The sequence below is a fragment of the Escherichia sp. 93.0816 genome, from assembly GCF_013368855.2.
GTDB lineage: Bacteria > Pseudomonadota > Gammaproteobacteria > Enterobacterales > Enterobacteriaceae > Escherichia > Escherichia ruysiae.
The window spans coordinates 33775-59448 of the sequence record NZ_JABWNC020000024.1 but is presented as its reverse complement, the minus strand read 5'-3'; the positions used below and the strand labels follow the sequence as shown (position 1 = coordinate 59448).

The 25674-nt window shown below is 48.8% G+C and carries 27 protein-coding genes; 14 read left to right on the top strand and 13 right to left on the bottom strand.

The features are described from left to right. Positions 1-410 precede the first annotated feature (410 nt). The 9 genes from tdcA (at position 411) to cyuA (ending at position 12136) form a co-directional block, all read left to right on the top strand. A complete protein-coding gene (gene tdcA, locus HEM79_RS19270; RefSeq protein WP_000104198.1) occupies positions 411-1349 on the top strand; it encodes a transcriptional regulator TdcA in 939 nt (312 codons plus the stop codon). Between the two features lie 98 nt (positions 1350-1447). Then, on the top strand, positions 1448-2437 hold the full coding sequence (gene tdcB, locus HEM79_RS19265; RefSeq protein ID WP_000548353.1) for a bifunctional threonine ammonia-lyase/L-serine ammonia-lyase TdcB: 990 nt from the start codon (positions 1448-1450) through the stop codon (positions 2435-2437). A 21-nt stretch (positions 2438-2458) separates the two neighbouring features. Next, positions 2459-3790, top strand: coding sequence for a threonine/serine transporter TdcC (tdcC, locus tag HEM79_RS19260; protein ID WP_000107716.1), 1332 nt, complete (start codon positions 2459-2461; stop codon positions 3788-3790). Between the two features lie 25 nt (positions 3791-3815). Further along, positions 3816-5024 (top strand): propionate kinase, encoded by a 1209-nt coding sequence (gene tdcD, locus HEM79_RS19255; protein ID WP_176241890.1) that lies wholly within the window; start codon positions 3816-3818, stop codon positions 5022-5024. A gap of 33 nt (positions 5025-5057) precedes the next feature. Then, entirely contained in the window at positions 5058-7352 is a 2295-nt protein-coding gene (gene tdcE / locus HEM79_RS19250; RefSeq protein WP_016159734.1) for a 2-ketobutyrate formate-lyase/pyruvate formate-lyase, read from the top strand. A 13-nt stretch (positions 7353-7365) separates the two neighbouring features. Continuing rightward, positions 7366-7755 (top strand): enamine/imine deaminase, encoded by a 390-nt coding sequence (locus HEM79_RS19245; RefSeq protein WP_000719986.1) that lies wholly within the window; start codon positions 7366-7368, stop codon positions 7753-7755. A 69-nt stretch (positions 7756-7824) separates the two neighbouring features. Further along, a complete protein-coding gene (gene tdcG, locus HEM79_RS19240; protein ID WP_176241891.1) occupies positions 7825-9189 on the top strand; it encodes an L-serine ammonia-lyase in 1365 nt (454 codons plus the stop codon). A gap of 277 nt (positions 9190-9466) precedes the next feature. Continuing rightward, positions 9467-10798, top strand: coding sequence for an amino acid permease (locus HEM79_RS19235; RefSeq protein ID WP_000401617.1), 1332 nt, complete (start codon positions 9467-9469; stop codon positions 10796-10798). Positions 10799-10825: 27 nt separating this feature from the next. Further along, positions 10826-12136, top strand: coding sequence for a cysteine desulfidase (gene cyuA, locus HEM79_RS19230; protein WP_000460497.1), 1311 nt, complete (start codon positions 10826-10828; stop codon positions 12134-12136). 140 nt (positions 12137-12276) lie between these two features. On the opposite strand, the gene yhaL is transcribed toward cyuA, so the two are convergent. Beyond that, entirely contained in the window at positions 12277-12441 is a 165-nt protein-coding gene (yhaL, locus tag HEM79_RS19225) for a protein YhaL (protein ID WP_010346326.1), read from the bottom strand. A gap of 22 nt (positions 12442-12463) precedes the next feature. Beyond that, complete coding sequence (locus HEM79_RS19220; protein WP_000633570.1) at positions 12464-13165, bottom strand: pirin family protein; 702 nt, start codon at positions 13163-13165, stop codon at positions 12464-12466. A 104-nt stretch (positions 13166-13269) separates the two neighbouring features. Between HEM79_RS19220 and yhaJ the strand changes: the two genes are divergently transcribed. After that, on the top strand, positions 13270-14166 hold the full coding sequence (gene yhaJ, locus HEM79_RS19215) for a DNA-binding transcriptional regulator YhaJ (protein WP_001041002.1): 897 nt from the start codon (positions 13270-13272) through the stop codon (positions 14164-14166). A 33-nt stretch (positions 14167-14199) separates the two neighbouring features. Here the strand turns inward: yhaJ and HEM79_RS19210 are convergent, their stop codons facing one another. The 11 genes from HEM79_RS19210 to exuR form a co-directional block, all read right to left on the bottom strand. Beyond that, positions 14200-14568 carry a DUF805 domain-containing protein gene (locus HEM79_RS19210; RefSeq protein ID WP_000384146.1) on the bottom strand — a complete coding sequence of 123 codons (369 nt, stop codon included), beginning with the start codon at positions 14566-14568 and terminating at the stop codon, positions 14200-14202. A 292-nt stretch (positions 14569-14860) separates the two neighbouring features. Then, on the bottom strand, positions 14861-15847 hold the full coding sequence (gene yqjG, locus HEM79_RS19205; protein WP_000531183.1) for a glutathionyl-hydroquinone reductase YqjG: 987 nt from the start codon (positions 15845-15847) through the stop codon (positions 14861-14863). Positions 15848-15918: 71 nt separating this feature from the next. Then, a complete protein-coding gene (locus HEM79_RS19200; protein WP_052896870.1) occupies positions 15919-16311 on the bottom strand; it encodes a DoxX family protein in 393 nt (130 codons plus the stop codon). 185 nt (positions 16312-16496) lie between these two features. Beyond that, entirely contained in the window at positions 16497-16796 is a 300-nt protein-coding gene (locus tag HEM79_RS19195) for a YqjK-like family protein (RefSeq protein WP_000015589.1), read from the bottom strand. Then, entirely contained in the window at positions 16786-17190 is a 405-nt protein-coding gene (locus tag HEM79_RS19190) for a phage holin family protein (protein ID WP_000785727.1), read from the bottom strand. The genes HEM79_RS19195 and HEM79_RS19190 overlap by 11 nt, the downstream gene beginning before the upstream one ends. Positions 17191-17192: 2 nt before the next feature. Next, complete coding sequence (locus tag HEM79_RS19185) at positions 17193-17498, bottom strand: DUF883 family protein (protein WP_000031409.1); 306 nt, start codon at positions 17496-17498, stop codon at positions 17193-17195. A 37-nt stretch (positions 17499-17535) separates the two neighbouring features. Beyond that, positions 17536-17904, bottom strand: a complete 369-nt coding sequence (yqjC, locus tag HEM79_RS19180) for a DUF1090 family protein YqjC (protein WP_176241892.1) — start codon at positions 17902-17904, stop codon at positions 17536-17538. Between the two features lie 146 nt (positions 17905-18050). Beyond that, positions 18051-18434, bottom strand: a complete 384-nt coding sequence (gene mzrA / locus HEM79_RS19175) for an EnvZ/OmpR regulon moderator MzrA (protein WP_001166775.1) — start codon at positions 18432-18434, stop codon at positions 18051-18053. A 3-nt stretch (positions 18435-18437) separates the two neighbouring features. After that, positions 18438-19100 carry a DedA family general envelope maintenance protein YqjA gene (gene yqjA / locus HEM79_RS19170; RefSeq protein ID WP_000422149.1) on the bottom strand — a complete coding sequence of 221 codons (663 nt, stop codon included), beginning with the start codon at positions 19098-19100 and terminating at the stop codon, positions 18438-18440. A 21-nt stretch (positions 19101-19121) separates the two neighbouring features. Continuing rightward, the gene (locus HEM79_RS23190; RefSeq protein ID WP_423779528.1) at positions 19122-19256 is read right to left on the bottom strand and encodes a hypothetical protein; all 135 of its coding nucleotides are present in this window, start codon (positions 19254-19256) and stop codon (positions 19122-19124) included. Between the two features lie 187 nt (positions 19257-19443). Next, a complete protein-coding gene (gene exuR / locus HEM79_RS19165; protein ID WP_176241893.1) occupies positions 19444-20220 on the bottom strand; it encodes a transcriptional regulator ExuR in 777 nt (258 codons plus the stop codon). Between the two features lie 294 nt (positions 20221-20514). Here exuR and HEM79_RS19160 point away from each other — a divergent pair, with 294 nt between their 5' ends. The 4 genes from HEM79_RS19160 to HEM79_RS19145 all read left to right on the top strand — a co-directional run bounded on the left by HEM79_RS19160 (position 20515) and on the right by HEM79_RS19145 (position 25618). Then, the gene (locus HEM79_RS19160) at positions 20515-21231 is read left to right on the top strand and encodes a fimbria/pilus periplasmic chaperone (RefSeq protein WP_176241894.1); all 717 of its coding nucleotides are present in this window, start codon (positions 20515-20517) and stop codon (positions 21229-21231) included. Positions 21232-21260: 29 nt separating this feature from the next. After that, entirely contained in the window at positions 21261-21761 is a 501-nt protein-coding gene (locus tag HEM79_RS19155) for a CS1 type fimbrial major subunit (RefSeq protein WP_176241895.1), read from the top strand. 90 nt (positions 21762-21851) lie between these two features. Continuing rightward, entirely contained in the window at positions 21852-24536 is a 2685-nt protein-coding gene (locus HEM79_RS19150; protein ID WP_176241896.1) for a TcfC E-set like domain-containing protein, read from the top strand. Beyond that, a complete protein-coding gene (locus HEM79_RS19145; protein ID WP_176241897.1) occupies positions 24533-25618 on the top strand; it encodes a CfaE/CblD family pilus tip adhesin in 1086 nt (361 codons plus the stop codon). The genes HEM79_RS19150 and HEM79_RS19145 overlap by 4 nt, the downstream gene beginning before the upstream one ends. Positions 25619-25674 lie beyond the last annotated feature (56 nt).

Sequence of the window (25674 nt, the reverse complement as noted above, 5' to 3'; positions counted from 1 at the left end):
GTTCTATCTCCAACAAATGGCGAAAAAAAATGTGACGTACCGCATTATTTATCTGTGGAAATGATTTATTTATAATAAAATTTGATAACTTGCTCATTAAATTTAACTTAAAATTCGTCTGCGAAATACACGATAATTGCTTGAAATATCGTCTAAGAGCATTTTTTAATAACAAAAATTAAGTGCACCGTTATCGCCATAAAATATGGTTATCCCCCCTTGTTTTTTTGATAAAAGTCAGCCTTTGTGTTGATTTTATTTATTTAACTCATTGATATTAAATGATTATATGCCTTTGAGGATATGCCTGGAAAACTATTGAAAGTTAATTTGTGAGTGGTCGCACATATCCTATTCATTGCATTTTGATACACTTCATACCGTCAATGAGGTAATTAACGCGGGTTGTTATGAGCACTATTCTTCTTCCTAAAACGCAACACCTGGTAGTCTTTCAGGAAGTCATCAGAAGTGGCTCTATTGGCTCGGCTGCAAAAGAATTAGGGTTAACTCAACCAGCGGTAAGTAAAATCATTAACGATATCGAAGATTATTTTGGCGTGGAATTAGTGGTGCGGAAAAATACCGGTGTAACGCTGACGCCAGCTGGTCAATTGTTGCTCTCACGCTCCGAATCCATTACCCGCGAAATGAAAAATATGGTTAATGAGATTAGCGGTATGTCCTCTGATGCAGTCGTGGAGGTCTCATTTGGTTTTCCATCGCTGATTGGCTTTACCTTTATGTCCGGGATGATCAACAAATTCAAAGAGGTGTTCCCGAAAGCGCAGGTCTCAATGTATGAAGCGCAATTGTCCTCATTCTTACCGGCTATCCGCGACGGGCGTCTGGATTTTGCGATAGGTACGTTAAGTGCAGAAATGAAGCTTCAGGATTTGCATGTCGAGCCGCTGTTCGAGTCAGAGTTCGTACTGGTTGCCAGTAAGTCCCGAACATCCACCGGCACCACCACGCTGGAGTCTTTGAAGAACGAACAGTGGGTGTTGCCGCAAACGAATATGGGATACTACAGCGAACTACTCACCACGTTACAAAGAAATGGCATCAGTATTGAAAACATCGTTAAAACCGACTCAGTCGTGACAATTTATAATCTTGTTCTCAATGCTGATTTCTTAACCGTGATTCCCTGCGATATGACTTCACCTTTTGGTTCTAATCAATTTATTACCATTCCGGTTGAGGAAACATTACCGGTAGCGCAATATGCCGCAGTATGGTCGAAAAATTATCGTATTAAAAAAGCAGCATCGGTTTTGGTGGAATTAGCCAAAGAATATTCATCTTATAATGGGTGTAGACGAAAGCAATTAATAGAAGCTTGTTAGTTATTTATTTTTTATTTAAACATAAATAATCCACCTGCCTTTTTGCAGGTGCTGGTTACGGTTACCTACATATTTAATTCAGGCTAAGAGGTTTTATAATGCATATTACATACGATCTGCCGGTTGCTATTGATGACATTATTGAAGCAAAACAACGTCTGGCTGGGCGAATTTATAAAACAGGAATGCCTCGATCTAACTATTTTAGTGAACGTTGCAAAGGTGAAATATTCCTTAAGTTTGAAAACATGCAGCGTACCGGTTCATTTAAAATTCGTGGCGCATTTAATAAATTAAGCTCCTTAACTGATGCTGAGAAACGTAAAGGTGTAGTGGCCTGTTCAGCGGGGAACCACGCGCAAGGGGTTTCGCTTTCCTGTGCGATGTTGGGGATTGATGGTAAAGTTGTAATGCCGAAAGGCGCGCCAAAATCCAAAGTTGCAGCAACGTGTGACTACTCTGCTGAAGTGGTACTGCACGGCGACAACTTCAACGACACCATCGCCAAAGTGAGCGAAATTGTCGAAACGGAAGGACGCATCTTTATTCCACCTTATGATGATCCGAAAGTGATTGCCGGTCAGGGAACCATTGGGCTGGAAATTATGGAAGATCTTTATGATGTCGATAACGTCATTGTGCCAATTGGCGGTGGCGGTTTAATTGCCGGTATTGCGGTGGCAATTAAATCTATTAACCCGACCATTCGTGTTATTGGTGTGCAGTCAGAAAACGTTCACGGCATGGCGGCTTCTTTCCACTCCGGAGAAATAACCACGCACCGAACTACCGGCACCCTGGCGGATGGTTGTGATGTCGCCCGCCCGGGTAATTTAACTTACGAAATCGTTCGTGAATTAGTCGATGACATCGTGCTGGTCAGCGAAGACGAAATCAGAAACAGTATGATTGCCTTAATTCAGCGCAATAAAGTCGTCACCGAAGGCGCAGGCGCTCTGGCATGTGCTGCATTATTAAGCGGTAAATTAGACCAATATATTCAAAACAGAAAAACCGTCAGTATTATTTCCGGCGGCAATATCGATCTTTCTCGCGTCTCTCAAATCACCGGTTTCGTTGACGCTTAATTAATTCGTTGAGGATAGGATATGAGTACTTCAGATAGCATTGTATCCAGCCAGACAAAACAATCGTCCTGGCGTAAATCAGATACCACATGGACGTTAGGCTTGTTTGGTACGGCAATCGGCGCCGGGGTGCTGTTCTTCCCTATCCGCGCAGGTTTTGGCGGACTGATCCCGATTCTTCTGATGTTGGTATTGGCATACCCCATCGCGTTTTATTGCCACCGGGCGCTGGCGCGTCTGTGTCTTTCTGGCTCTAACCCTTCCGGCAACATTACGGAAACGGTAGAAGAGCACTTTGGTAAAACCGGCGGTGTGGTCATCACGTTCCTGTATTTCTTCGCGATTTGCCCACTGTTGTGGATTTATGGCGTTACCATCACCAACACCTTTATGACATTCTGGGAAAACCAGCTCGGCTTTGCGCCGCTGAACCGTGGCTTCGTGGCGCTGTTCCTGCTGCTGCTGATGGCGTTCGTCATCTGGTTTGGTAAGGATCTGATGGTTAAAGTGATGAGCTACCTGGTATGGCCTTTTATCGCCAGCCTGGTGCTGATTTCTCTGTCGCTGATCCCTTACTGGAACTCTGCGGTTATCGATCAAGTTGACCTTGGCGCGCTGTCGTTAACTGGTCATGACGGGATCCTGATCACCGTCTGGCTGGGGATTTCCATCATGGTCTTCTCCTTTAACTTCTCGCCAATCGTCTCTTCCTTCGTCGTTTCTAAGCGTGAAGAGTATGAGAAAGACTTCGGTCGCGACTTCACTGAGCAGAAATGTTCCCAAATCATCTCTCGCGCCAGCATGCTGATGGTTGCGGTGGTGATGTTCTTTGCCTTTAGCTGCCTGTTTACGCTGTCTCCGGCGAACATGGCGGAAGCAAAAGCGCAGAACATTCCGGTGCTTTCTTACCTGGCTAACCACTTTGCATCCATGACCGGCACCAAAACGACGTTCGCTATTATTCTGGAATATGCGGCGTCCATCATTGCGCTGGTTGCTATCTTCAAATCTTTCTTCGGTCACTATCTGGGGACGCTGGAAGGTCTGAATGGCCTGGTTCTGAAGTTTGGTTATAAAGGCGACAAAACGAAAGTTTCTGCGGGCAAACTGAACACTATCAGCATGATCTTCATCATGGGATCTACCTGGGTTGTTGCCTACGCCAACCCGAACATCCTGGATCTGATTGAAGCCATGGGCGCGCCGATTATCGCATCCTTGCTGTGCCTGTTGCCGATGTACGCCATCCGTAAAGCGCCGTCTCTGGCGAAATACCGTGGTCGTCTGGATAACGTGTTTGTTACCGTGATTGGTCTGCTGACCATCCTGAACATCGTATACAAACTGTTTTAATCCATAACTCAGGATGAGAAAAGAGATGAATGAATTTCCGGTTGTTTTGGTTATTAACTGTGGTTCGTCTTCGATTAAGTTTTCCGTGCTTGATGCCAGCGACTGTGAAGTATTAATGTCAGGTATTGCCGACGGTATTAACTCGGAAAATGCATTCTTATCCGTAAATGGGGGAGAGCCAGCTCCGCTGGCTCACCACAGCTACGAAGGTGCATTGAAGGCAATCGCATTTGAACTGGAAAAACGGAATTTAAATGGCAGTGTGGCTTTAATTGGCCACCGCATCGCCCACGGCGGGAGTATTTTTACCGAGTCCGCCATTATTACCGATGAAGTCATTGATAATATCCGTCGCGTTTCTCCACTGGCTCCGCTGCATAATTACGCCAATTTAAGTGGCATTGAATCGGCGCAGCAATTATTTCCTGGCGTAACTCAGGTGGCGGTATTTGATACCAGTTTCCACCAGACGATGGCACCAGAGGCTTATTTATACGGCCTGCCGTGGAAATATTATGAAGAGTTAGGTGTGCGCCGTTATGGTTTCCACGGCACGTCACATCGCTATGTTTCCCAGCGAGCGCATTCTCTGCTGAATCTTGCAGAGGATAACTCCGGCCTGGTGGTAGCACATCTTGGCAATGGCGCGTCAATCTGCGCGGTTCGTAACGGTCAGAGCGTAGATACTTCAATGGGAATGACGCCGCTGGAAGGCTTGATGATGGGGACGCGCAGTGGTGATGTCGACTTCGGCGCGATGTCCTGGATTGCCAGTCAAACCAATCAGAGCCTGGGCGATCTGGAACGCGTAGTGAATAAAGAGTCGGGATTATTAGGTATTTCCGGTCTGTCTTCAGATTTACGCGTTCTGGAAAAAGCCTGGCATGAAGGTCACGAACGCGCACAACTGGCAATTAAAACTTTTGTTCATCGAATTGCCCGTCATATTGCCGGACATGCCGCCTCATTACATCGTCTGGATGGCATTATATTTACCGGTGGAATAGGAGAGAACTCAAGTTTAATTCGTCGTCTGGTCATGGAACATTTAGCCGTATTAGGCGTTGAGATTGATGTGGAAATGAATAATCAATCTAATTCCTACGGTGAACGAATTATTTCCAGTGAAAATGCGCGCGTAATTTGCGCCGTTATTCCGACTAATGAAGAAAAAATGATTGCCTTAGATGCAATTCATTTAGGCAAAGTTAACGCCCCCGCAGAGTTTGCATAATTTAGTTGAAGTATTGTAGAGAGATTATTTTTCATGAAGGTAGATATTGATACCGGCGATAAGCTGTACGCCGACGCATGGCTTGGCTTTAAAGGTACGGACTGGAAAAACGAAATTAATGTCCGCGATTTTATTCAACAAAACTATACACCGTATGAAGGTGATGAATCTTTCCTTGCTGAAGCAACGCCGGCGACCACGGCATTGTGGGAAAAAGTAATGGAAGGCATTCGTATCGAAAATGCGACCCACGCGCCGGTTGATTTCGATACTAATATTGCCACTACCATTACCGCCCATGATGCTGGTTATATTAATCAGCCGCTGGAAAAAATTGTTGGTCTGCAAACCGATGCGCCCTTAAAGCGCGCGCTGCATCCGTTCGGTGGCATTAATATGATTAAAAGTTCATTCCACGCCTATGGCCGTGAAATGGACAGCGAATTTGAGTACATCTTTACCGATCTGCGTAAAACCCATAATCAGGGCGTATTTGATGTTTACTCACCGGATATGCTGCGCTGCCGTAAATCTGGTGTCCTGACCGGTTTACCAGACGGTTATGGTCGTGGGCGTATCATCGGTGACTATCGCCGCGTGGCGCTGTACGGCATCAGTTATCTGGTACGTGAACGCGAACTGCAATTTGCCGATCTCCAGTCTCGTCTGGAAAAAGGTGAAGATCTGGAAGCCACCATCCGTCTGCGTGAAGAGCTGGCAGAACATCGTCATGCGCTGTTGCAGATTCAGGAAATGGCGGCTAAATACGGCTTCGATATCTCCCGTCCGGCACAGAATGCGCAGGAAGCGGTGCAGTGGCTCTACTTCGCTTACCTGGCGGCGGTGAAATCGCAGAACGGCGGCGCAATGTCTCTTGGTCGTACCGCATCGTTCCTCGATATCTACATTGAGCGCGACTTTAAAGCCGGCGTGCTTAATGAGCAGCAGGCGCAGGAACTGATCGACCACTTCATCATGAAGATCCGCATGGTGCGCTTCCTGCGTACACCGGAATTTGATTCGCTGTTCTCCGGCGACCCTATCTGGGCGACGGAAGTGATCGGCGGGATGGGGCTGGATGGTCGCACTCTGGTGACTAAAAACTCCTTCCGTTATCTGCACACCCTGCACACCATGGGGCCAGCGCCGGAACCGAACCTGACCATTCTGTGGTCGGAAGCATTGCCGATTGCCTTCAAAAAATATGCGGCACAAGTGTCTATCGTCACCTCTTCTTTGCAGTATGAAAACGACGATCTGATGCGCACTGACTTCAACAGCGACGATTACGCAATTGCCTGCTGTGTCAGCCCAATGGTGATTGGTAAGCAGATGCAGTTCTTCGGCGCACGCGCTAACCTCGCCAAAACGCTGCTGTACGCAATCAACGGCGGGGTGGACGAGAAGCTGAAGATTCAGGTCGGCCCGAAAACGGCACCATTGATGGACGACGTGCTGGATTACAACAAAGTAATGGACAGCCTCGACCATTTCATGGACTGGCTGGCGGTGCAGTACATCAGCGCGCTGAACATCATCCACTACATGCACGACAAGTACAGCTACGAAGCCTCGCTGATGGCGCTGCACGATCGTGATGTCTATCGCACCATGGCTTGCGGCATCGCGGGTCTGTCGGTGGCGACGGATTCACTTTCCGCCATTAAATATGCCCGTGTGAAACCCATCCGTGACGAAAACGGTCTGGCGGTGGACTTTGAAATCGATGGCGAATATCCACAGTACGGCAACAACGACGAGCGCGTAGACAGCATCGCTTGTGACCTGGTTGAACGCTTTATGAAGAAAATTAAAGCCCTGCCAACCTATCGTAACGCCGTGCCGACGCAGTCGATTCTGACTATCACTTCTAACGTGGTGTACGGACAGAAAACCGGTAACACACCGGACGGTCGCCGCGCGGGTACGCCGTTTGCGCCGGGCGCTAACCCGATGCACGGTCGTGACCGCAAAGGCGCGGTAGCCTCGCTGACTTCCGTGGCGAAACTGCCGTTCACTTACGCCAAAGATGGTATTTCGTACACCTTCTCGATCGTCCCGGCGGCGCTGGGTAAAGAAGATCCGGTACGCAAAACCAACCTTGTTGGTCTGCTGGATGGATATTTCCATCACGAAGCGGACATCGAAGGCGGTCAACATCTCAACGTTAACGTTATGAATCGGGAAATGTTGTTGGATGCCATTGAGCACCCGGAAAAATACCCGAACCTGACAATCCGTGTCTCTGGCTACGCTGTGCGCTTTAACGCGCTGACTCGCGAACAGCAACAGGATGTGATTTCACGTACCTTTACCCAGGCGCTCTGACGCCGGAGGATGTATGAAAAAGATTATCGAAACGCAACGTGCCCCAGGCGCAATCGGCCCTTATGTTCAGGGTGTTGATTTAGGCAGCATGGTCTTCACCTCCGGGCAAATTCCGGTTTGCCCGCAGACCGGCGAGATCCCGGCTGATGTGAAAGATCAGGCGCGTTTAAGCCTTGAAAACGTCAAAGCGATCGTGGTTGCTGCTGGCCTCACCGTGGGCGATATCATCAAGATGACGGTATTCATCACCGATCTGAATGACTTTGCCACCATCAATGAAGTCTATAAGCAGTTCTTCGATGAGCATCAGGCGACCTACCCGACCCGTAGCTGCGTGCAGGTCGCGCGTTTGCCGAAAGATGTGAAGCTGGAAATTGAAGCTATCGCAGTACGTAGCGTGTAAAGCCCGGAGCGGGGCGACCGTAGAGTCGTCCCGCTCCTCTTCACAGAACGGCAATCCGAGAGTGTGGTTATGATTAGTGCATTCGATATTTTCAAAATTGGTATTGGTCCCTCCAGTTCGCATACCGTGGGGCCAATGAATGCTGGAAAAAGTTTTATCGACCGACTGGTGAGTAGTGGCTTATTAACTGCAACAAGTCATATTGTGGTCGATCTTTACGGGTCGTTGTCACTGACGGGCAAAGGCCATGCCACGGATATCGCCATCATTATGGGACTGGCAGGAAACAGCCCGCAGGATGTTGTTATTGATGAGATCCCTGCATTTATTGAACTTGTGACGCGCAGTGGGCGACTGCCGGTGGCTTGTGGTGCGCATATTGTTGATTTTCCTGTAGCAAAGAACATTATCTTCCATCCAGAAATGTTGCCTCGTCATGAGAACGGGATGCGGATTACTGCCTGGAACGGGCAGGAAGAGCTATTAAGCAAAACCTATTACTCTGTCGGCGGCGGGTTTATCGTTGAAGAAGAACACTTCGGCCTGTCGCACGATGTCGAAACCCCCGTACCTTATGACTTCCACTCGGCAGGCGAACTGCTGAAAATGTGTGATTACAACGGCCTGTCTATTTCTGGCCTGATGATGCATAACGAGCTGGCGCTGCGCAGCAAAGCGGAAATTGATGCAGGGTTTGCTCGTATCTGGCAGGTGATGCACGACGGTATTGAACGCGGCATGAATACCGAAGGCGTATTGCCTGGCCCACTCAATGTCCCACGACGGGCGGTGGCGTTGCGCCGTTTGCTGGTCTCTAGTGACAATATCTCTAACGATCCAATGAACGTCATCGACTGGATCAATATGTTTGCTCTGGCGGTCAGCGAAGAAAACGCCGCTGGCGGACGTGTAGTGACAGCACCAACTAATGGCGCTTGCGGTATTATTCCGGCTGTGCTGGCCTATTACGATAAATTCCGCCGTCCGCTCAATGAGCGATCCATCGCCCGTTTTCTGCTGGCGGCTGGCGCTATCGGCGCGCTGTATAAAATGAATGCCTCCATCTCTGGTGCGGAAGTGGGGTGTCAGGGCGAAATTGGCGTGGCCTGTTCGATGGCTGCGGCAGGGTTAACCGAACTGCTGGGCGGCAGCCCGGCGCAGGTATGTAATGCGGCGGAAATCGCTATGGAACATAACCTTGGGCTGACCTGCGATCCGGTTGCCGGACAAGTGCAAATTCCGTGTATTGAACGTAACGCTATCAACGCTGTGAAAGCGGTAAACGCCGCGCGAATGGCGATGCGGCGCACTTCTGCACCGCGTGTTTCACTCGATAAAGTGATCGAGACGATGTATGAAACCGGCAAAGATATGAACGATAAATACCGCGAAACTTCACGCGGAGGACTGGCCATAAAAGTAGTCTGCGGCTGATATTTCATCCGCATTTATCTTTGGGTGCACAAAATGTGCACCCTTTTTTATTGTGATCTGCCGCAAATAGAGAATAACTGTTTCTCTCTGGTTGATTTGATAGAAAATTATTATCCATAACTGCTATTTCAAAGTCTTGATTGTGAAGATTTTCTCTAACCTCACGCGTATCATTTCTTCATTCTAATAACTCGCCTGCAAAAAAACGTAGACCGCGTATCGCCTTGATGCGGCTCGAAAAAAATAAAAAGCCCTACAAAATATTGAGCGAGAAATTATGGAAATTGCAACGAATAAAGGCGTCATTGCAGACGCTTCGACCCCGGCGGGTCGTGCTGGAATGAGTGAAAGTGAATGGCGTGAAGCAATCAAATTCGACAGTACCGACACCGGCTGGGTAATTATGAGTATCGGGATGGCGATTGGCGCGGGGATTGTTTTTCTCCCGGTGCAGGTCGGTTTGATGGGATTGTGGGTATTTTTGCTCTCATCAGTGATTGGTTACCCGGCAATGTATCTGTTTCAGCGGTTGTTTATTAATACGCTGGCAGAATCACCGGAGTGTAAAGATTACCCGAGCGTCATCAGCGGTTATTTAGGCAAAAACTGGGGCATCCTGTTGGGGGCGCTCTATTTCGTGATGTTGGTGATCTGGATGTTCGTGTATTCCACCGCCATCACCAACGATAGTGCCTCCTATTTACATACTTTTGGCGTGACGGAAAGCGTGCTATCAGACAATCCGTTTTATGGACTGGTACTGATTTGCATTCTGGTCGCCATCTCCTCACGCGGCGAGAAACTGTTATTCAAGATTTCGACTGGCATGGTGCTGACCAAACTGCTGGTGGTCGCGGCGCTGGGCGTGTCGATGGTGGGAATGTGGCATCTGTATAACGTGGGTTCGCTGCCGCCGCTGGGGCTGCTGGTGAAAAACGCCATTATTACGCTGCCGTTTACCCTGACGTCGATTCTGTTTATCCAGACATTAAGCCCGATGGTGATTTCCTATCGCTCGCGGGAAAAATCGATTGAAGTAGCGCGGCATAAAGCGTTGCGGGCAATGAACATCGCGTTCGGCATTCTGTTTGTCACTGTCTTTTTCTACGCCGTGTCGTTCACGCTGGCGATGGGACATGACGAAGCGGTAAAAGCCTACGAGCAGAATATTTCCGCGCTGGCGATTGCCGCACAGTTTATTAGCGGTGACGGTGCTGCGTGGGTAAAAGTGGTTAGTGTCATTCTCAATATCTTTGCCGTAATGACCGCGTTTTTTGGCGTCTATTTAGGCTTCCGTGAAGCAACGCAAGGGATCGTAATGAACATCCTGCGCCGCAAGATACCGGCCGAGAAGATTAACGAAAATCTCGTCCAGCGCGGCATCATGATTTTCGCCATTTTACTGGCCTGGAGCGCCATCGTACTGAACGCGCCGGTGTTGAGCTTCACCTCTATCTGTAGCCCGATTTTCGGCATGGTAGGGTGCCTGATCCCGGCGTGGCTGGTTTACAAAGTACCGGCATTGCACAAATACAAAGGGATGTCTCTGTACCTGATTATCGTCACCGGTTTGTTGCTTTGCGTTTCTCCGTTCCTGGCATTTTCTTGATTTACCTGAAATTTTAAGGTTTTTATTATGTTTGATTCGACTTTAAATCCGTTATGGCAGCGTTACATCCTCGCCGTTCAGGAGGAAGTAAAACCGGCGCTGGGATGTACTGAACCTATTTCACTGGCGCTGGCAGCGGCGGTTGCTGCGGCAGAACTGGAAGGTCCGGTTGAACGTGTAGAAGCCTGGGTTTCGCCAAATCTGATGAAGAACGGTCTGGGCGTCACCGTTCCCGGCACGGGAATGGTGGGGCTGCCGATTGCGGCGGCGCTGGGTGCACTGGGTGGAAATGCCAAAGCCGGGCTGGAAGTGCTGAAAGACGCAACTGCGCAGGCGATTGCCGATGCCAAAGCATTGCTGGCGGCGGGTAAAGTCTCGGTTAAGATCCAGGAACCTTGCGACGAGATCCTCTTCTCACGCGCCAAAGTCTGGAACGGCGAGAAGTGGGCGTGTGTCACTATTGTCGGTGGACATACCAACATTGTGCATATTGAGACGCACAATGGCGTGGTGTTTACCCAGCAGGCATGTGTGACAGAGGGCGAGCAAGAGTCGCCGCTGGCGGTGCTCTCCAGAACGACGCTCGCCGAGATCCTGAAGTTCGTCAATGAAGTCCCGTTTGAGGCGATCCGCTTTATTCTCGATTCTGCGAAGCTAAACTGCGCATTATCGCAGGAAGGCTTGAGTGGCAACTGGGGACTGCATATTGGCGCAACGCTGGAAAAACAGTGTGCACGCGGTTTGTTGGCGAAAGATCTCTCCTCGTCGATTGTGATTCGTACCAGCGCGGCATCCGATGCGCGTATGGGCGGCGCAACGCTTCCTGCGATGAGTAACTCCGGTTCTGGCAACCAGGGGATCACCGCGACAATGCCCGTGGTGGTGGTCGCGGAACACTTCGGGGCGGATGATGAACGGCTGGCGCGCGCGCTGATGCTTTCGCATTTGAGCGCGATTTACATCCATAATCAGTTGCCGCGTTTGTCCGCGCTGTGTGCTGCAACGACGGCAGCAATGGGGGCTGCCGCCGGGATGGCGTGGCTGGTGGATGGGCGTTATGAAACGATCTCTATGGCTATCAGCAGTATGATCGGCGATGTCAGCGGCATGATTTGCGATGGCGCGTCGAACAGTTGCGCGATGAAGGTTTCGACCAGTGCTTCGGCTGCGTGGAAAGCTGTGTTAATGGCGCTGGATGATACCGCTGTGACCGGCAATGAAGGCATTGTGGCGCATGATGTTGAGCAGTCGATTGCCAACCTGTGTGCGCTGGCAAGCCATTCGATGCAGCAAACGGATCGGCAGATTATCGAGATTATGGCGAGCAAGGCCAGGTAAGCGGCGGGTCTTGGGTATCGTGCCTGAAGCCGGATGCGATGCTGGCGCATTTTATCCGGCCTACGGGGTGCGCAATTTATTGATGTTATTGGGTTTTGTAGGCCGGATAAGGCGTTTACGCCGCATCCGGCAACCTGTCTTTATGCGGCGGCTTCATCCTCGGCTAACCGCGTTTCGGCGTCGGCGACTATCGCTTCCAGCTCGCTCAACATCTCTTCATAGCCAAAGTTTTTAGTTGCGCGAGTAGTTTCTTTCGCCACAACGGGCTTCACTGACTGGCGTTTCTTCGCCGATTTTTTACTCATCATCTTCTCCCTGTAAAAACAACTAGACAGGTAAATCTATCAGTAAAGCGCGCAGCGGGGAATCAGCAACCAGCGTAATGTTAGCCTCGTCACGAATAAATGCACCATCACCGCAGGTCAGTGCCGCTTTCTCTTCATGATGCGTAATCGCATGAAATTGGCCGTGAATCGATTGTAAATAGGCGCGCGGGCCGTGCAGTTGAAAGTTCGCACTTTCGCCCTTAGCGAGCACAATATGATGCAGCCACACTTGCTGGCGCAGTTGCAGACTACCCTCTGTGCCATCGGGCGAGGCGATTAATTGCTGCTTGCCCATATTAAGCGCCAGTTTTTGAATCAGCGGATTCTCTCGCTGCGGGCAGGCATCCAGCCAAAGCTGCATCCGCGTTAACGGTTTGTCTTTGCTGATGTTATGTTCGCTATAACTCACGCCCGGCTGAGTAGAAAGCAATAAGGCTTCACCGGCGCTGGCCTGAACATGATTGCCTTCACTGTCGCGGTATTCCGCTTCTCCATCCAGAATCACATTCAAAATATCGACTTTTGGGTAGGTTCGCGGCTGAAAGGCGGCACCTGGAGCCAGCACTTCCTGGTTGAGCACGCGCAGGGAGGCGTAGCCTAACAATTTCGGGTCGAAGTAGTGTCCAAAGGAAAAAGTATACCGGGCCTGTAACCATCCGTAGTCTGCTTGTCCACACTGCCTGGCAGTTCGGGTAGTAATCATAATTATTGACCTCTCTTTACTTCCTTTTATGGTAAGGGGCTGGACGCTACATTGTTAGCCAGATATTCTGCCCGGTATGTTCAAATTTCCTGAATGAGAACGACATGGCCAAAGAAAGGGCATTAACGCTGGAAGCACTGCGTGTTATGGACGCGATCGATCGCCGTGGCAGTTTTGCGGCGGCAGCAGATGAGCTGGGACGCGTGCCTTCTGCGCTTAGCTACACCATGCAAAAACTGGAAGAAGAGCTGGATGTGGTACTGTTTGACCGTTCGGGTCATCGTACAAAATTCACCAATGTCGGGCGTATGTTGCTGGAGCGAGGACGCGTTCTGCTGGAAGCGGCAGATAAACTGACTACCGATGCCGAAGCCCTCGCGCGCGGCTGGGAGACGCATCTCACCATTGTGACCGAGGCGCTGGTGCCGACGGCTGCTTTTTTCCCGTTGATCGACAAACTGGCGGTGAAGGCCAATACCCAACTGGCAATTATCACAGAAGTGCTGGCGGGCGCGTGGGAGCGGCTGGAGCAGGGGCGAGCGGATATCGTAATCGCGCCGGATATGCATTTTCGTTCCTCGTCGGAGATCAACTCGCGTAAGCTCTATACCTTAATGAACGTCTACGTTGCCGCGCCTGATCACCCGATTCATCAGGAGCCGGAACCGCTTTCTGAAGTGACGCGCGTGAAATATCGCGGAATTGCGGTAGCGGATACCGCTCGTGAGCGCCCGGTATTGACGGTGCAGTTGCTGGACAAACAGCCGCGTCTAACGGTCAGTACCATTGAAGATAAACGCCAGGCGTTACTGGCTGGACTTGGCGTGGCAACTATGCCGTATCCGATGGTGGAAAAAGACATTGCTGAAGGCCGGCTGCGTGTCGTCAGCCCGGAATCGACCAGCGAGATCGATATTATTATGGCCTGGCGTCGCGACAGTATGGGAGAAGCAAAATCCTGGTGTTTGCGGGAAATTCCAAAGTTGTTCGCCGGAAAATAAACGATTAAGCACCTTTCACAAGGTGCTTAATTATTATTCCTGTTCCAGTTTCGGGTCTGGTCCAAAGCGGTTTTCACCCGGTGTACCCGCCTGGCAGTTAAAGACGATGATAATCAGCCAGCCGATAAACGGGATCAAGAACAGCAGTACCCACCACGCCGAACGGTCGGTGTCATGCAGGCGACGGAACTGAACCGCCCACCACGGTAAAAACACCAGAATGCCATAGATTGTCGTCAGGATGCCTTCGCCACCGGCGCGTTGCCAGCCTAACATTTTATCCAGTAGTCCCAGCACGAACGTAAAGATGATGTTGACCAGAATAAACATCCAGTACTCTTTGCGCCGCGCACGACCCCGGAATCCGACATAATTTTTTAGTACTTTCAGATACCAGTCCATTTTTGCCTCAATTTTGCTCAATCACTTGTTTTTAAAGCAGCAAATTAAGAATAGACATGAATGAAATAGCAGTAAATATCACTATGGTGAATTAATAAGGCGCAATGAATGGAACTTCAGACTGATGGCAAGCGCAAAATCGCCAGATGCGCTAGGCTTATCTGGCCTGAGAGGTATCTGCAATATATTGAATGCACCATGTTTTTAGGTCGGATAAGGCTTTCACGCCGCATCCGACATGAACAACACGCACTTAGCCAACAATCAGAGGCACCACGAAGGGTGCCTTTGTCTAACCGAAGCGAACGTCCCGACCGTGTGGTTCATCGAGATCCTGCCACGGACCAATCGAAATAATCCCCGTAGGGTTGATGGTCTTATGGCTGCGGAAGTAGTGATTACGGATGTGATCGAAATTGACAGTTTCGGCAATCCCCGGCATCTGGTAGATATCGCGCAGGAAGCCGTACAGGTTCAGGTAATCGCTGATACGGTGCTTATCACATTTGAAGTGGGTGACATACACCGGATCAAAACGCACCAGCGTGGTCCACAGGCGAATATCGGCTTCGGTTAACTGGTTACCGGTCAGATAGCGATGCTGACCTAAGATCTGCTCCAGTCGCGCCAGCGATTCAAACACTTTCACCACCGCCTCGTCGTAGGCTTCCTGGCTGGTAGCAAAACCGGCTTTATACACGCCATTGTTGACGGTGTCGTAAATCCATCCGTTAAGTTCGTCAATTTTCGTTTGCAGGGCTGGAGGATAATAATCTCCCGCTTTCGCGCCCAGTGCATCAAACGCGGTATTGAACATGCGGATGATTTCCGCCGATTCGTTGCTGACAATGGTGTGGTTCTTTTTGTCCCACAGCACGGGAACAGTGACACGTCCGCTATAGTGTGGATCGGCGTGGAGATAAAGCTGATACAGAAACTCATGTTGATAGAGCGTATCGCCGGTGGCACCCGGGAAACTGTCATCGAAGGTCCAGCCATTTTCCAGCATCAGCGGATTCACCACGGAAACGGAGATAAACGGTTCCAGACCTTTGAGTTTACGCATGATTAGCGTGCGGTGTGCCCACGGGCAGGCGAGTGAAACATAGAGATGATAACGGTCTTTTTCTGCGGCAAAACCACCTTTGCCGGTTGGTCCTGGTGCGCCGTCAGCGGTGAGCCAGTTACGAAATGCGGAAGCTGAACGTTGAAATTTACCGCCGGTGGATTTGGTGTCGTACCAGGTGTCATGCCAGACGCCGTCAATCAGTTGACCCATTTTTCTCTCCTCCAATAGCAAAAACGAGGAGTGTTTCTCCTCGTTTTTTTATCGTTAAGTATAGCGTGTGCTTACCACTTTTTATTCAGCAGGCGGTCGATGCTGAATGCGCCCGGACCCGTAATCGCCAGCAGCAGGAATCCGCCAGAAATGGTCAGGTTTTTCATAAACATCAGCGAGTTCATGCCTTCTGCAAAATTGCTGTGAAATAAAAATGCAGTCAGCAGTGTAAAGCCAGCGGTAAACAGCGCCGTGGTGCGAGTCAGGAAACCAAACAGAATTGCCAGACCACCGCCAAATTCAAGCAAAATCACCAACGGCAGCATAAAGCCCGGGACACCCATCGCTTCCATGTATTGTTGCGTACCAGCGTAGCCAGTAATCTTTCCCCAACCGGCCGTAATAAACAGAATCGGCATTAAAATACGCGCTACCAGTACACTAACATCTTCTAATTTTTTCATCTTACTCTCCACTGCGCCGCTCAGGCTGCTGATTGTTTTTTTGTGCATTGACGCGGTATTAGCGTCGTTGCTGTCGATGGAGAGAAGCATAAACGTAGTGAATGGTGATTGTTAGCAAGGAAAACTGTCAAATTTTTTCAAAAATTTTGAGGGATAAGGCCGGAATGACTCCGGCCAGAAAGGCGTTAACCGCGCAGCTGTTGCTGTTTGAGGGTGGTTTTAACCAGACGCCAGGCACTCCATACTCCAAAACCGCGCCTGGCCCAGCGGACCAGCATATTCGGATGGCGAATTGTCCAGATAGCCATCACGCTACTGCCAACCAGCGCCCAGGAGCGCAGACTCAACAGTATATTCCAGCGACGATCGTAAGCGCCTGTTGCTTCCAGCCAGTCTCGACGACTGGCGGAAAGATCCAGCCGTTGTTGCTGGATCTGGCTAAGTAGCTGTGCCTTGCGGCGTTCACGTTCGACTTTACCGCTCACGGGACTCCTCCTCGAGCAGTTGCCGATCGTTCGCCAGTTCATGGCGCGTATGACGCAACAGTGTCGATTTCCGTGACTTGCGTAACGTCCAGATACCGCCAATCAGTGCCAGTAGCAGCAACACTACGGTGGTGGCAATCATCGCATTCAGGCGATATTGCGGATCAACCGCCCAGATAATCAGCACCATCAGGCTCATAAGACCAAATGCAGCGAAAAGCATCGTCAGGCCCAGCATCAGTAACAGTTGAAAGAGATTGGCTTTTTCCTCTTCCAGCTCCACCACCGCCAGCCGCAGACGTGTCTCCACCATTTCGACCATGATGGTGACAATTCGCTGCCCGATGCCCAGAACGCTTTTACCGGGCCCTTGCGCGTGATGAGTGTCCGCCATAATTAACGACGCGACAGCAGAACGCCGAGCACTACACCGATTGCAGCGCCAATGCCCACACCCGTCCACGGATTTTCACGCACGTACTCATCGGCACGCGCCGCCGCTTCACGAGTCTGTTTGGCAATTGCCTCGCCAGTTTCACCCAGGCGATAGCGGCTCTGTTTTAGCGCCTGCTCCGCTTTACTGCGAATCTTACTCAACTCTTCTTTCGACTTATCTCCTGAGGCGCTTAGTACTTCTTCCAGCGTATCAGACAGGGATTTCAACTCTGCACGCAGATGTTCCGTAGTGTGTTCTTTCGACATAGTTTTCTCCAGGTGAGTAAGTAGTGACGATTGTGAATTAGTAGTCGCGCGCTTCTAGCTTTTTCAGCTCTTCCTGCGCTTCTGCCAGTTTCCGTTCGCGTTTGGCAATCTTATCCGCATCGCCTTTTTGTTTCGCTTCGGCTAAATTTTGCTTGCGTTCCGCCACCTCATCTTTCTGCTTAGCGATTTTCTTCTGATGATCGGCGCGCAGTTGACTATCTGAACAGTTGGCCCGGACTTCACTCAGGGCTTTATTCAGACCGTCAATACGATTCTGGTTTTGGTGTTTTTCGGCATAGCTGATCTCCTTAAGGATATTTTGCTCCTTTTCCTGACACAGGGTAGTGGCATAACTACCGGCACTAAGAGCAAAAAGAGAAACAGCTAAAGCGATGCGGTATTTCATTCTTGAACCTTCCATTGTGACTCGAACCTATTACAAAGGAACGATTGTCCAGACAACGAAGCGGTGGTGTTAACCACCGCCTCATTAATCATAGACAGTAACGGTGAAATCACCAAAGTGAGTGATATGTTTCGGATAACAGGAAGTTATCCGAAGCGATGAGAATTATCCCGCAGCCGGGTCAGCCACTGCATGGCCTGACTGTTATCGTCCTGCTGCGCAATGATGTAGCCATGGGGCAATGTTCTGTCGAGGACTGCTTTTGCGGCGGCACTCTGATCGCTGGAGTCAAACGTAATTAACAGAGTGTCGTTCTTGGGGGTAATGCTTTTGAAAGGAATGCCGTGAGCGTCAAGGTGATGCCAGATGGAAAAACCGTCTGGCATCGTCATGCCTTGATGAACGGCACGGATCGCCAGCGTCGAATCTTGCTGACGAACCGCAGACCAGGCCAGCAGCAGCGTGCCGACCAGCAATAAAGCAGCGCCGGACCAGACTAGCTGGCGAAGCGACATGCGAGGTATTTGCATCCCTTACCCCCGATTTCCATATTTCTTTTTCCATAACACGACCAGAGAACCTGCCAGGCCAAATACCAGCAGTACCACCGGGAGCAGCATCAGGCATGACATTAGCTGATCCTCGTACTTCAGAAATACCGGCGTTTTGCCGAGCATGTAACCCAGAGTTGTCAGGATCAACACCCACAGCAGACCGCTCATCCAGTTGAAGAACTGAAAGCGTGCGTTATTCAGCCCTGATAACCCGGCAATGGTCGGCAGCAGTGTTCTGACAAATGCAATAAAGCGACCAATTAATAGCGCCGATAAACCGTGTTTGTGAAAAAGATGGTGCGCGCGTTGGTGATAGTGCGCAGGTAAATGGGAAAGCCAGTTTTGCACAGTGCGGGTATTGCCCAGCCATCGCCCCTGTATGTAACTGACCCAGCAGCCAAGGCTGGCGGCAACGGTCAGTAACAGAATCGTTTGTGGATAACCCATCGCGCCTTTAGCAATCAATACGCCGACCAACACCAGTAAGCTGTCGCCCGGTAAAAAGGCCGCCGGAAGCAAGCCGTTTTCAAGGAACAAAATTACAAACAAGACAAAATACAACATGCCAATCATCGATGGATTGGCCAGCGTTTCAAAATCCTGCGCCCACAGGGCCTGCAGTAATTGGGTCAAAAGTTCCATTCATTATTCCTGGTGAATCGGTTAACGCCACGCCGGTTTTAAATGATGTACTCCCGCCAGATTATTGCTGTTTTTGTATGGATTGCGGGTCGAGACACCAACACGGCCTGAACTATTCCCTGTTAAAACGTGAGATAAGAAAACATTTAATAGCATAAATTCAAATTGAATCTAATTGTAACAAAGGTCAACGTTGTTCGTTATCAAAATTACATGTCCGTGGAGTCTGATTTTGCTGATTGCAGGGGAGGGTGGCGAGAGGATTTACACAGGCTGACACTTTATACTTTTTGCTTACTGACAAAACGTACAGGCGCGTGTCAGCGCCTGTCGGATGGGAGTTTTATTTGCTGCCGCTGGCGGCCGTATCCAGATGCACTACCGGGTTTTCTGCGAACAGGTAACGGTCGGCGTTGAACTCGAAATCGTCGCTGGTTTCGTTAAATAACATTATCTTGGTGTTTTCCAGATGCTGCCACATTGCCAGTTTGGCTGCATGAGGATCTTTGCGAATCAGCGCCTTAAGGATTTGATCGTGGTCATCACACCAGTTATCGACGGTACGGGAATCAATGTGTTCGTGGAGCTTTTTCCAGTACGGGTTATGGCTACGCTGGGTCCACATTTTCTCAACGATGGCCGCCAGCGCGGAGTTTTGAGTCGCTAATGCTACCTGAATGTGGAACTGCAGATCCCACTCGGAATCGCGGAAGCATTGTTCGCCGCGAGCCTGCTCCTGGATGGCCATCAATTTCATGATGTCCTGCTTGGTCACCTGGGTTGCGGCAAACTCGGCAATATTGCTTTCGATAAGCTGGCGAGCTTGCAGCAGTTCAAATGGGCCGTAATTGGCAAATTCCATATTATCGTCAGCCGCTTGCTGATGGCGAGGCTGGTTGGAAATCACATGAATGCCGGAGCCTTTGCGCACTTCGACATAACCTTCAACCTCCAGCATGATGATGGCTTCACGAACCACGGTGCGGCTGACGTTTTTTTCATCGGCAATAAAACGTTCGGCGGGCAGTTTATCTCCCACCAGATAGACGCCCTGCTCGATGCGCTCTTTCAGGTCAGCAGCAAGTTGTTGGTACAAACGGCGTGGTTCAGAGATTTCCATATGCGTCTCCCGGAGTGGAATGCGGACAAAGTTATCATACCACTTTATTTATGGGTATGCCATTGTTCATATATAAATATGGTGATTGAAATAATGTATTTAATTAACATTATGAATATTTATAAATTCCTAAAATTAAGTGTCACTATTGTGAAAAACAATATGTTTCAGTAAGTTAAATTTTTGCTTTTAAATTTAATCTTAACTAAAAATGCTTTTTTATATTGACTTACAATAAATCTACATTTCTAATGAAATAACTTTCTGGAAGCAATATTTTAAGATTAAATGTATATGGTGGCGAAAATTAACCTCTTATCACGGCTTACGCCGCTTTTATTCGTGTTTGCTCCTTTTTTTGCACAGTCAAATATGACTGTTTATCCTATGGCTGTTTCCATTAATAGTCAGGGTGAGGGCAACGTTCGCGTAATATCTAAAAGTAATGAAGTTCAGTATATCAAGGCGACAGTGTTCCGTATCGATAATCCATCGACGCCTCAGGAAAATGAAGTTGAGATTAAATCTGGTGATGCAAATCATCTGGTAGTTATGCCACCCAAATTCGCCTTACCAGCCGGTAGTAGCAAAACCGTGCGCTTTGTCGCAATGGAACCTGAGCAAAAAGAGAAAAATTATCGCGTTAAATTTGAAGCAGTTCCCAGTATTGATGACGTTGCCACGGATAAAAAAGATCTCTCTATGCAGTTAACGGTTAATTTGATTTGGGGGATTGTTGTTAGTGTTCCACCTCAGCAACCTATTGCTAAGTTAGAAGTAAATCCTGCCAAAAAATTATTTAATGCAGGAAATCAACGCTTAAAAATTCTAACGATCGCTTATTGTAAAAATAATAGCAAAGATAATTGTAAGATGCAGACCGTAAATAAAAACATCTTCCCTGGTCAGGAAATAAATCTTGAAAGCATATCTGGCGGCGAAAAAATCGTAGTCAAATATAATAACTGGATCACTAAGGATAATGGCGAGTTTGAGCTGGCGATCCATTAATTATCATTGTCATAAACGAAGGAATAGTAATGAAAAAGGTATTTGCAAAATCTCTTCTGGTCGCTGCACTGTTTTCCGTTGCAGGCTCCGCATTAGCAGTACAAAAGGATATCACTGTTACGGCTAACGTTGACGCAGCTCTGGACATGACTCAGACCGATAACACTGCACTGCCGAAAGCAGTAGAAATGCAATATCTGCCGGGGCAGGGTCTGCAATCTTATCAACTGATGACCAAAATTTGGTCTAACGATGTGACTAAAGACATTAAAATGCAGTTGGTTTCCCCTGCGCAACTGGTTCATAACCTGGACGGCAGCAAAACTGTTCCGCTGACTGTGACCTGGGGTGGTACTGAAATCAAGTCTGATGCCGCTACCACTTTTGAAGCTACCAAAATTTTTGCTTCCGATGCTTTAACCAACGGTTCTTTGGCTAAAAACCTGATGTTTGCTCAGACCACCAAAGGTGTACTGGAAACTGGTATTTACCGTGGTGTAGTAAGCATTTATCTGTCCCAGGATATCTAATCCGGATAACAGAATTAATACGTAATAAAGGGGGGCTTGTCCTCCCTTATTTTAACTATTTTAGTCGTTGTTATGGATTTCAGGGTTGCCATGGATAAAAAATTACTGGCTCTTTTGATCCTGGCGAGTCTCAGCCCGGCAAAGGCAGCATTAACTAAAATTCCCGCTGGATTTGAGGTTATTGCACAGGGACAGCAGGAGTATATTGAAGTCTATTATGCCGGGAAAAGCCTCGGTAAATATTATGCAATGGTTAATCTTGATGCCGTAACATTTCTGGATTCAGCAAGTTTATATAATAAGCTGGAGCTGGATACGGAAGACCAAAAAATTGCTCAAGCCGTAAAAGCGAAACTGGCGCAGCCACTGGCGCGTCATGGTGAACTGGCTTGTGGTTTTGCGCATACCGATTCAGGATGTGGCTTTCTCAATACCGATTCTGTCGATATTATTTTTAACGATGAAGAGAGTTCCGCCACACTCTTTCTGAATCCCCAATGGAGTTCCTCGTTAAACTCAAAATCGCTATATTTAAATCCAGACAGAAACGCAGTTAATGCATTTATTCATCAGCAGGATGTTAACGTGCTGGTGCAGGATGATTACCAATCATTCTCCATTCAGGGCAATGGTGCACTGGGTGTCACGGAGAATAGCTATATTGGCGGGCACTGGAATTTCAATGGCTATGAGGCGGAAGATGTCAGCGATAATAATGCCGACGTCAGCGATCTCTACTATCGTTATGATTTTTTACGTCGTTATTATGTGCAAGCGGGTCGTATGGACAACCGCACACTATTTAATGCGCAAGGCGGAAACTTTACCTTTAACTTCCTGCCGCTCGGCGCAATAGACGGAATGCGTATCGGGTCGACACTCAGTTATTTAAACCAGGCGCAAAGCCAGCAGGGTACGCCTGTAATGATTCTGCTCTCGCGTAATTCACGTGTTGATGCTTATCGCAATGAACAACTTCTGGGATCGTTCTATCTCAATAGTGGTTCGCAATTTATTGATACCAGCACCTTTCCGTCAGGCAGTTATAGTGTGGCGTTAAAAGTTTATGAGAATAACCAACTCACCCGCACTGAACTCGTCCCCTTTACCAAAACAGGGGGGCTGACTGACGGAAATGCACAGTGGTTCTTACAGGCCGGTAAAACCACATCCCAGGCTGCTGATGACGAAAGTTCAGCTTATCAACTGGGGTTTCGTCTGCCGTTACATCCGCAATATGAGCTCTACGCAGGCCTGGCGAATGCCGATGATGTGAATTCATTCGAACTCGGTAATAACTGGACGTCGAGTTTAGGCGGGGCGGGTAATCTTGCTATCGGCACCAGCCTGTTCCGTAATGATGACGGCGGCAAAGGTGATATGCAGCAGGCAAACTGGAGCAATCCAGGATGGCCGACGCTGGGCTTTTATCGCACCAACTCCGACGGTGATGTTTGTACAACCGACAGCAGAGAAAGCTACAACGCCTTAAGCTGTTATGAAAGTATTTCCGCTACGATTTCACAGAATCTTATCGGCTGGAACATGATGCTGGGTTATACCCGCACACAAAATAACACCGATGACAGCTTACGCTGGGACAAACAGCAGAGCTTTGAAAATAACTATCTTCGCCAGACTTCTGCGCAAAGTATTTCTGAAACCGTACAGCTTAGCGCGTCTCGAGCTTTTGTAATGCGTGACTGGATTTTGAGCACTTCTGTCGGGGTTTTCCATCGTAACGACAACGGCGGAGATAACGACGACAACGGATTGTACTTATCGTTTTCGTTATCTGATACACCAACGATGGACAGCAATAATAACAGTCACTCAACCAATGTTTCGACTGACTATCGCTATAGCGATCAGGATGGCGACCAAACTTCATGGCAGTTATCGCATACCTTTTATAATGATTCGTTCAGCCATAAAGAACTTGGCGTAACCGTCGGCGGCCTGAATACCGATACCATAAACAGCGTAGTTAACGGTCGCTGGGATGGTCAATACGGTAATCTCTACGGCACCGTATCAGACAGTTACGATCGCAAGAACCATGATCATCTCTCTGCCTTTACTGGCTCTTACAGTTCCACACTGGCGGTGAGTCGTTACGGAATCAATCTGGGAGCCAGTGGAACAGATGATCTGCTCGGCGCTGTATTAGTCGATGTAAAAGGATTTACTGAACAGGATGAGAATAGCCCGGATCTGCAACTCGAAGCACGGGTAGCGGGCAGCAGAACTCTGCAACTTGGTCAAAGTGACAGCGTGTTATTCCCCTATACCGGATTCCAGCCGGGCTTTGTTGAAGTCAGAGACAGCAACCAGGGCAATCAGCAGGGGACAACAAATATTATCAATGGCGCGGGAAACCGGGAATTAATGTTGCTGCCCGGTAAGTTACGTTATCGCGAAGTCTCTGCCAACTTTAACTACAACTATATTGGTCGCTTGTTATTGCCAGCATCAGTAGAGAAATTCCCGCTGATTGGTCTGAACAGCGCCATGTTATTGGTGGCTGAAGATGGCGGATTTACTCTGGAAATTAGCGGCAATGAGAAAGAACTGTATCTGCTTTCAGGACACGAATTCCTTAAATGTCCGCTGACTGTTGTAAAGAAACGCGCCAGCATTCGTTACAGCGGCGATGTGACTTGTAGCATCGTGAGTTATTCGCAATTACCAGAGTCGATTCAGGTTCAGGCGCAGTTAAAACAGCCTAAATTACGCGAAAGTGTGCAAACGGCGCAAAGGGAGGTTGCACCATGAGAAAGCGGTTGATTGCCATACTATTTTGCTTTTTTGGCTCGGTTGCGGGTGTTCAGGCAGCCCAAAATGTTACGGCGGATGTAACTTACGATTTGGCGACGGGGAGGGCGAATTACTATTTCTGGAACAAAGAAGCCCCACCGGCGTACAACTACAACACTACATGGGCATGGTATCAGTGCAACTTCTCTGATATGCAGCAGACCTGCACATCATCTGGCAACACGACAAAAGTGCAGATTTACTTGACTGAAAAGCGCAGCGGTATGCGTTGGCCTGTGAAACTAACGGGCTATATGAACGCAGAAGTCTGGGATGAAGGGCCATGCAAGGGATGGAGCAAGCAACTGAATTTGACTGATGGTAATGGCTATTACTGCAAGGGTAATGATAATGTTCAACATCTTGCCACTGCAAAGCCGGTAACCCTGTATCTTGAACAAGCCGAAATGAAAAAATTACCAATCGGCGGCGTCTGGGAAGGTTCTGCTAAATTACGTTTTTCCACTCCTGGAACAGATTATGTTGCGGATATCACGCTTAATACGCTCGATCCCAACCATATCGATATCTTCTTTCCTGAGTTTGCCCACGCCACGCCACGGGTACAGTTGGATCTACACCCGACGGGGAACGTCAATGGCAGTAACTATGCTCAGGATCTGACCACGCTGGATATGTGCCTGTACGATGGTTTTAACGGCAACGCTATCAGTTATGAAATCCAGCTTAAAGATGAAGGTCGCCCGGCTGCCGGACGAAGAGATGGCGACTTCTCGATCTATCGTCAGGGAGGAACATCGACAGATGCCTCAGAACGTATTGATTACCGGGTAAAAATGTATAACCCGGAAACGGGTGGGCAAATTGACGTGCGTAATAATGAAAATATGGTCTGGAACAGTATTAACCTGAAGCGCGTTCGTCCGGTTGTGCTGCCTGGTATTCGTTACGCTGTCATGTGTGTGCCAACGCCATTAACCCTGGCGGTAGAGAAGTTCAGCGTAATGGATAAGCAGGCCGGGTACTACATGGGTAAACTGTCGGTGGTCTTTACACCGTCCTTGCCAACTATCAATTAAACCTGTAGGCCAGACAAACGCTCTATATAAGCAACGAAGCCGCCTGAACAGGCGGC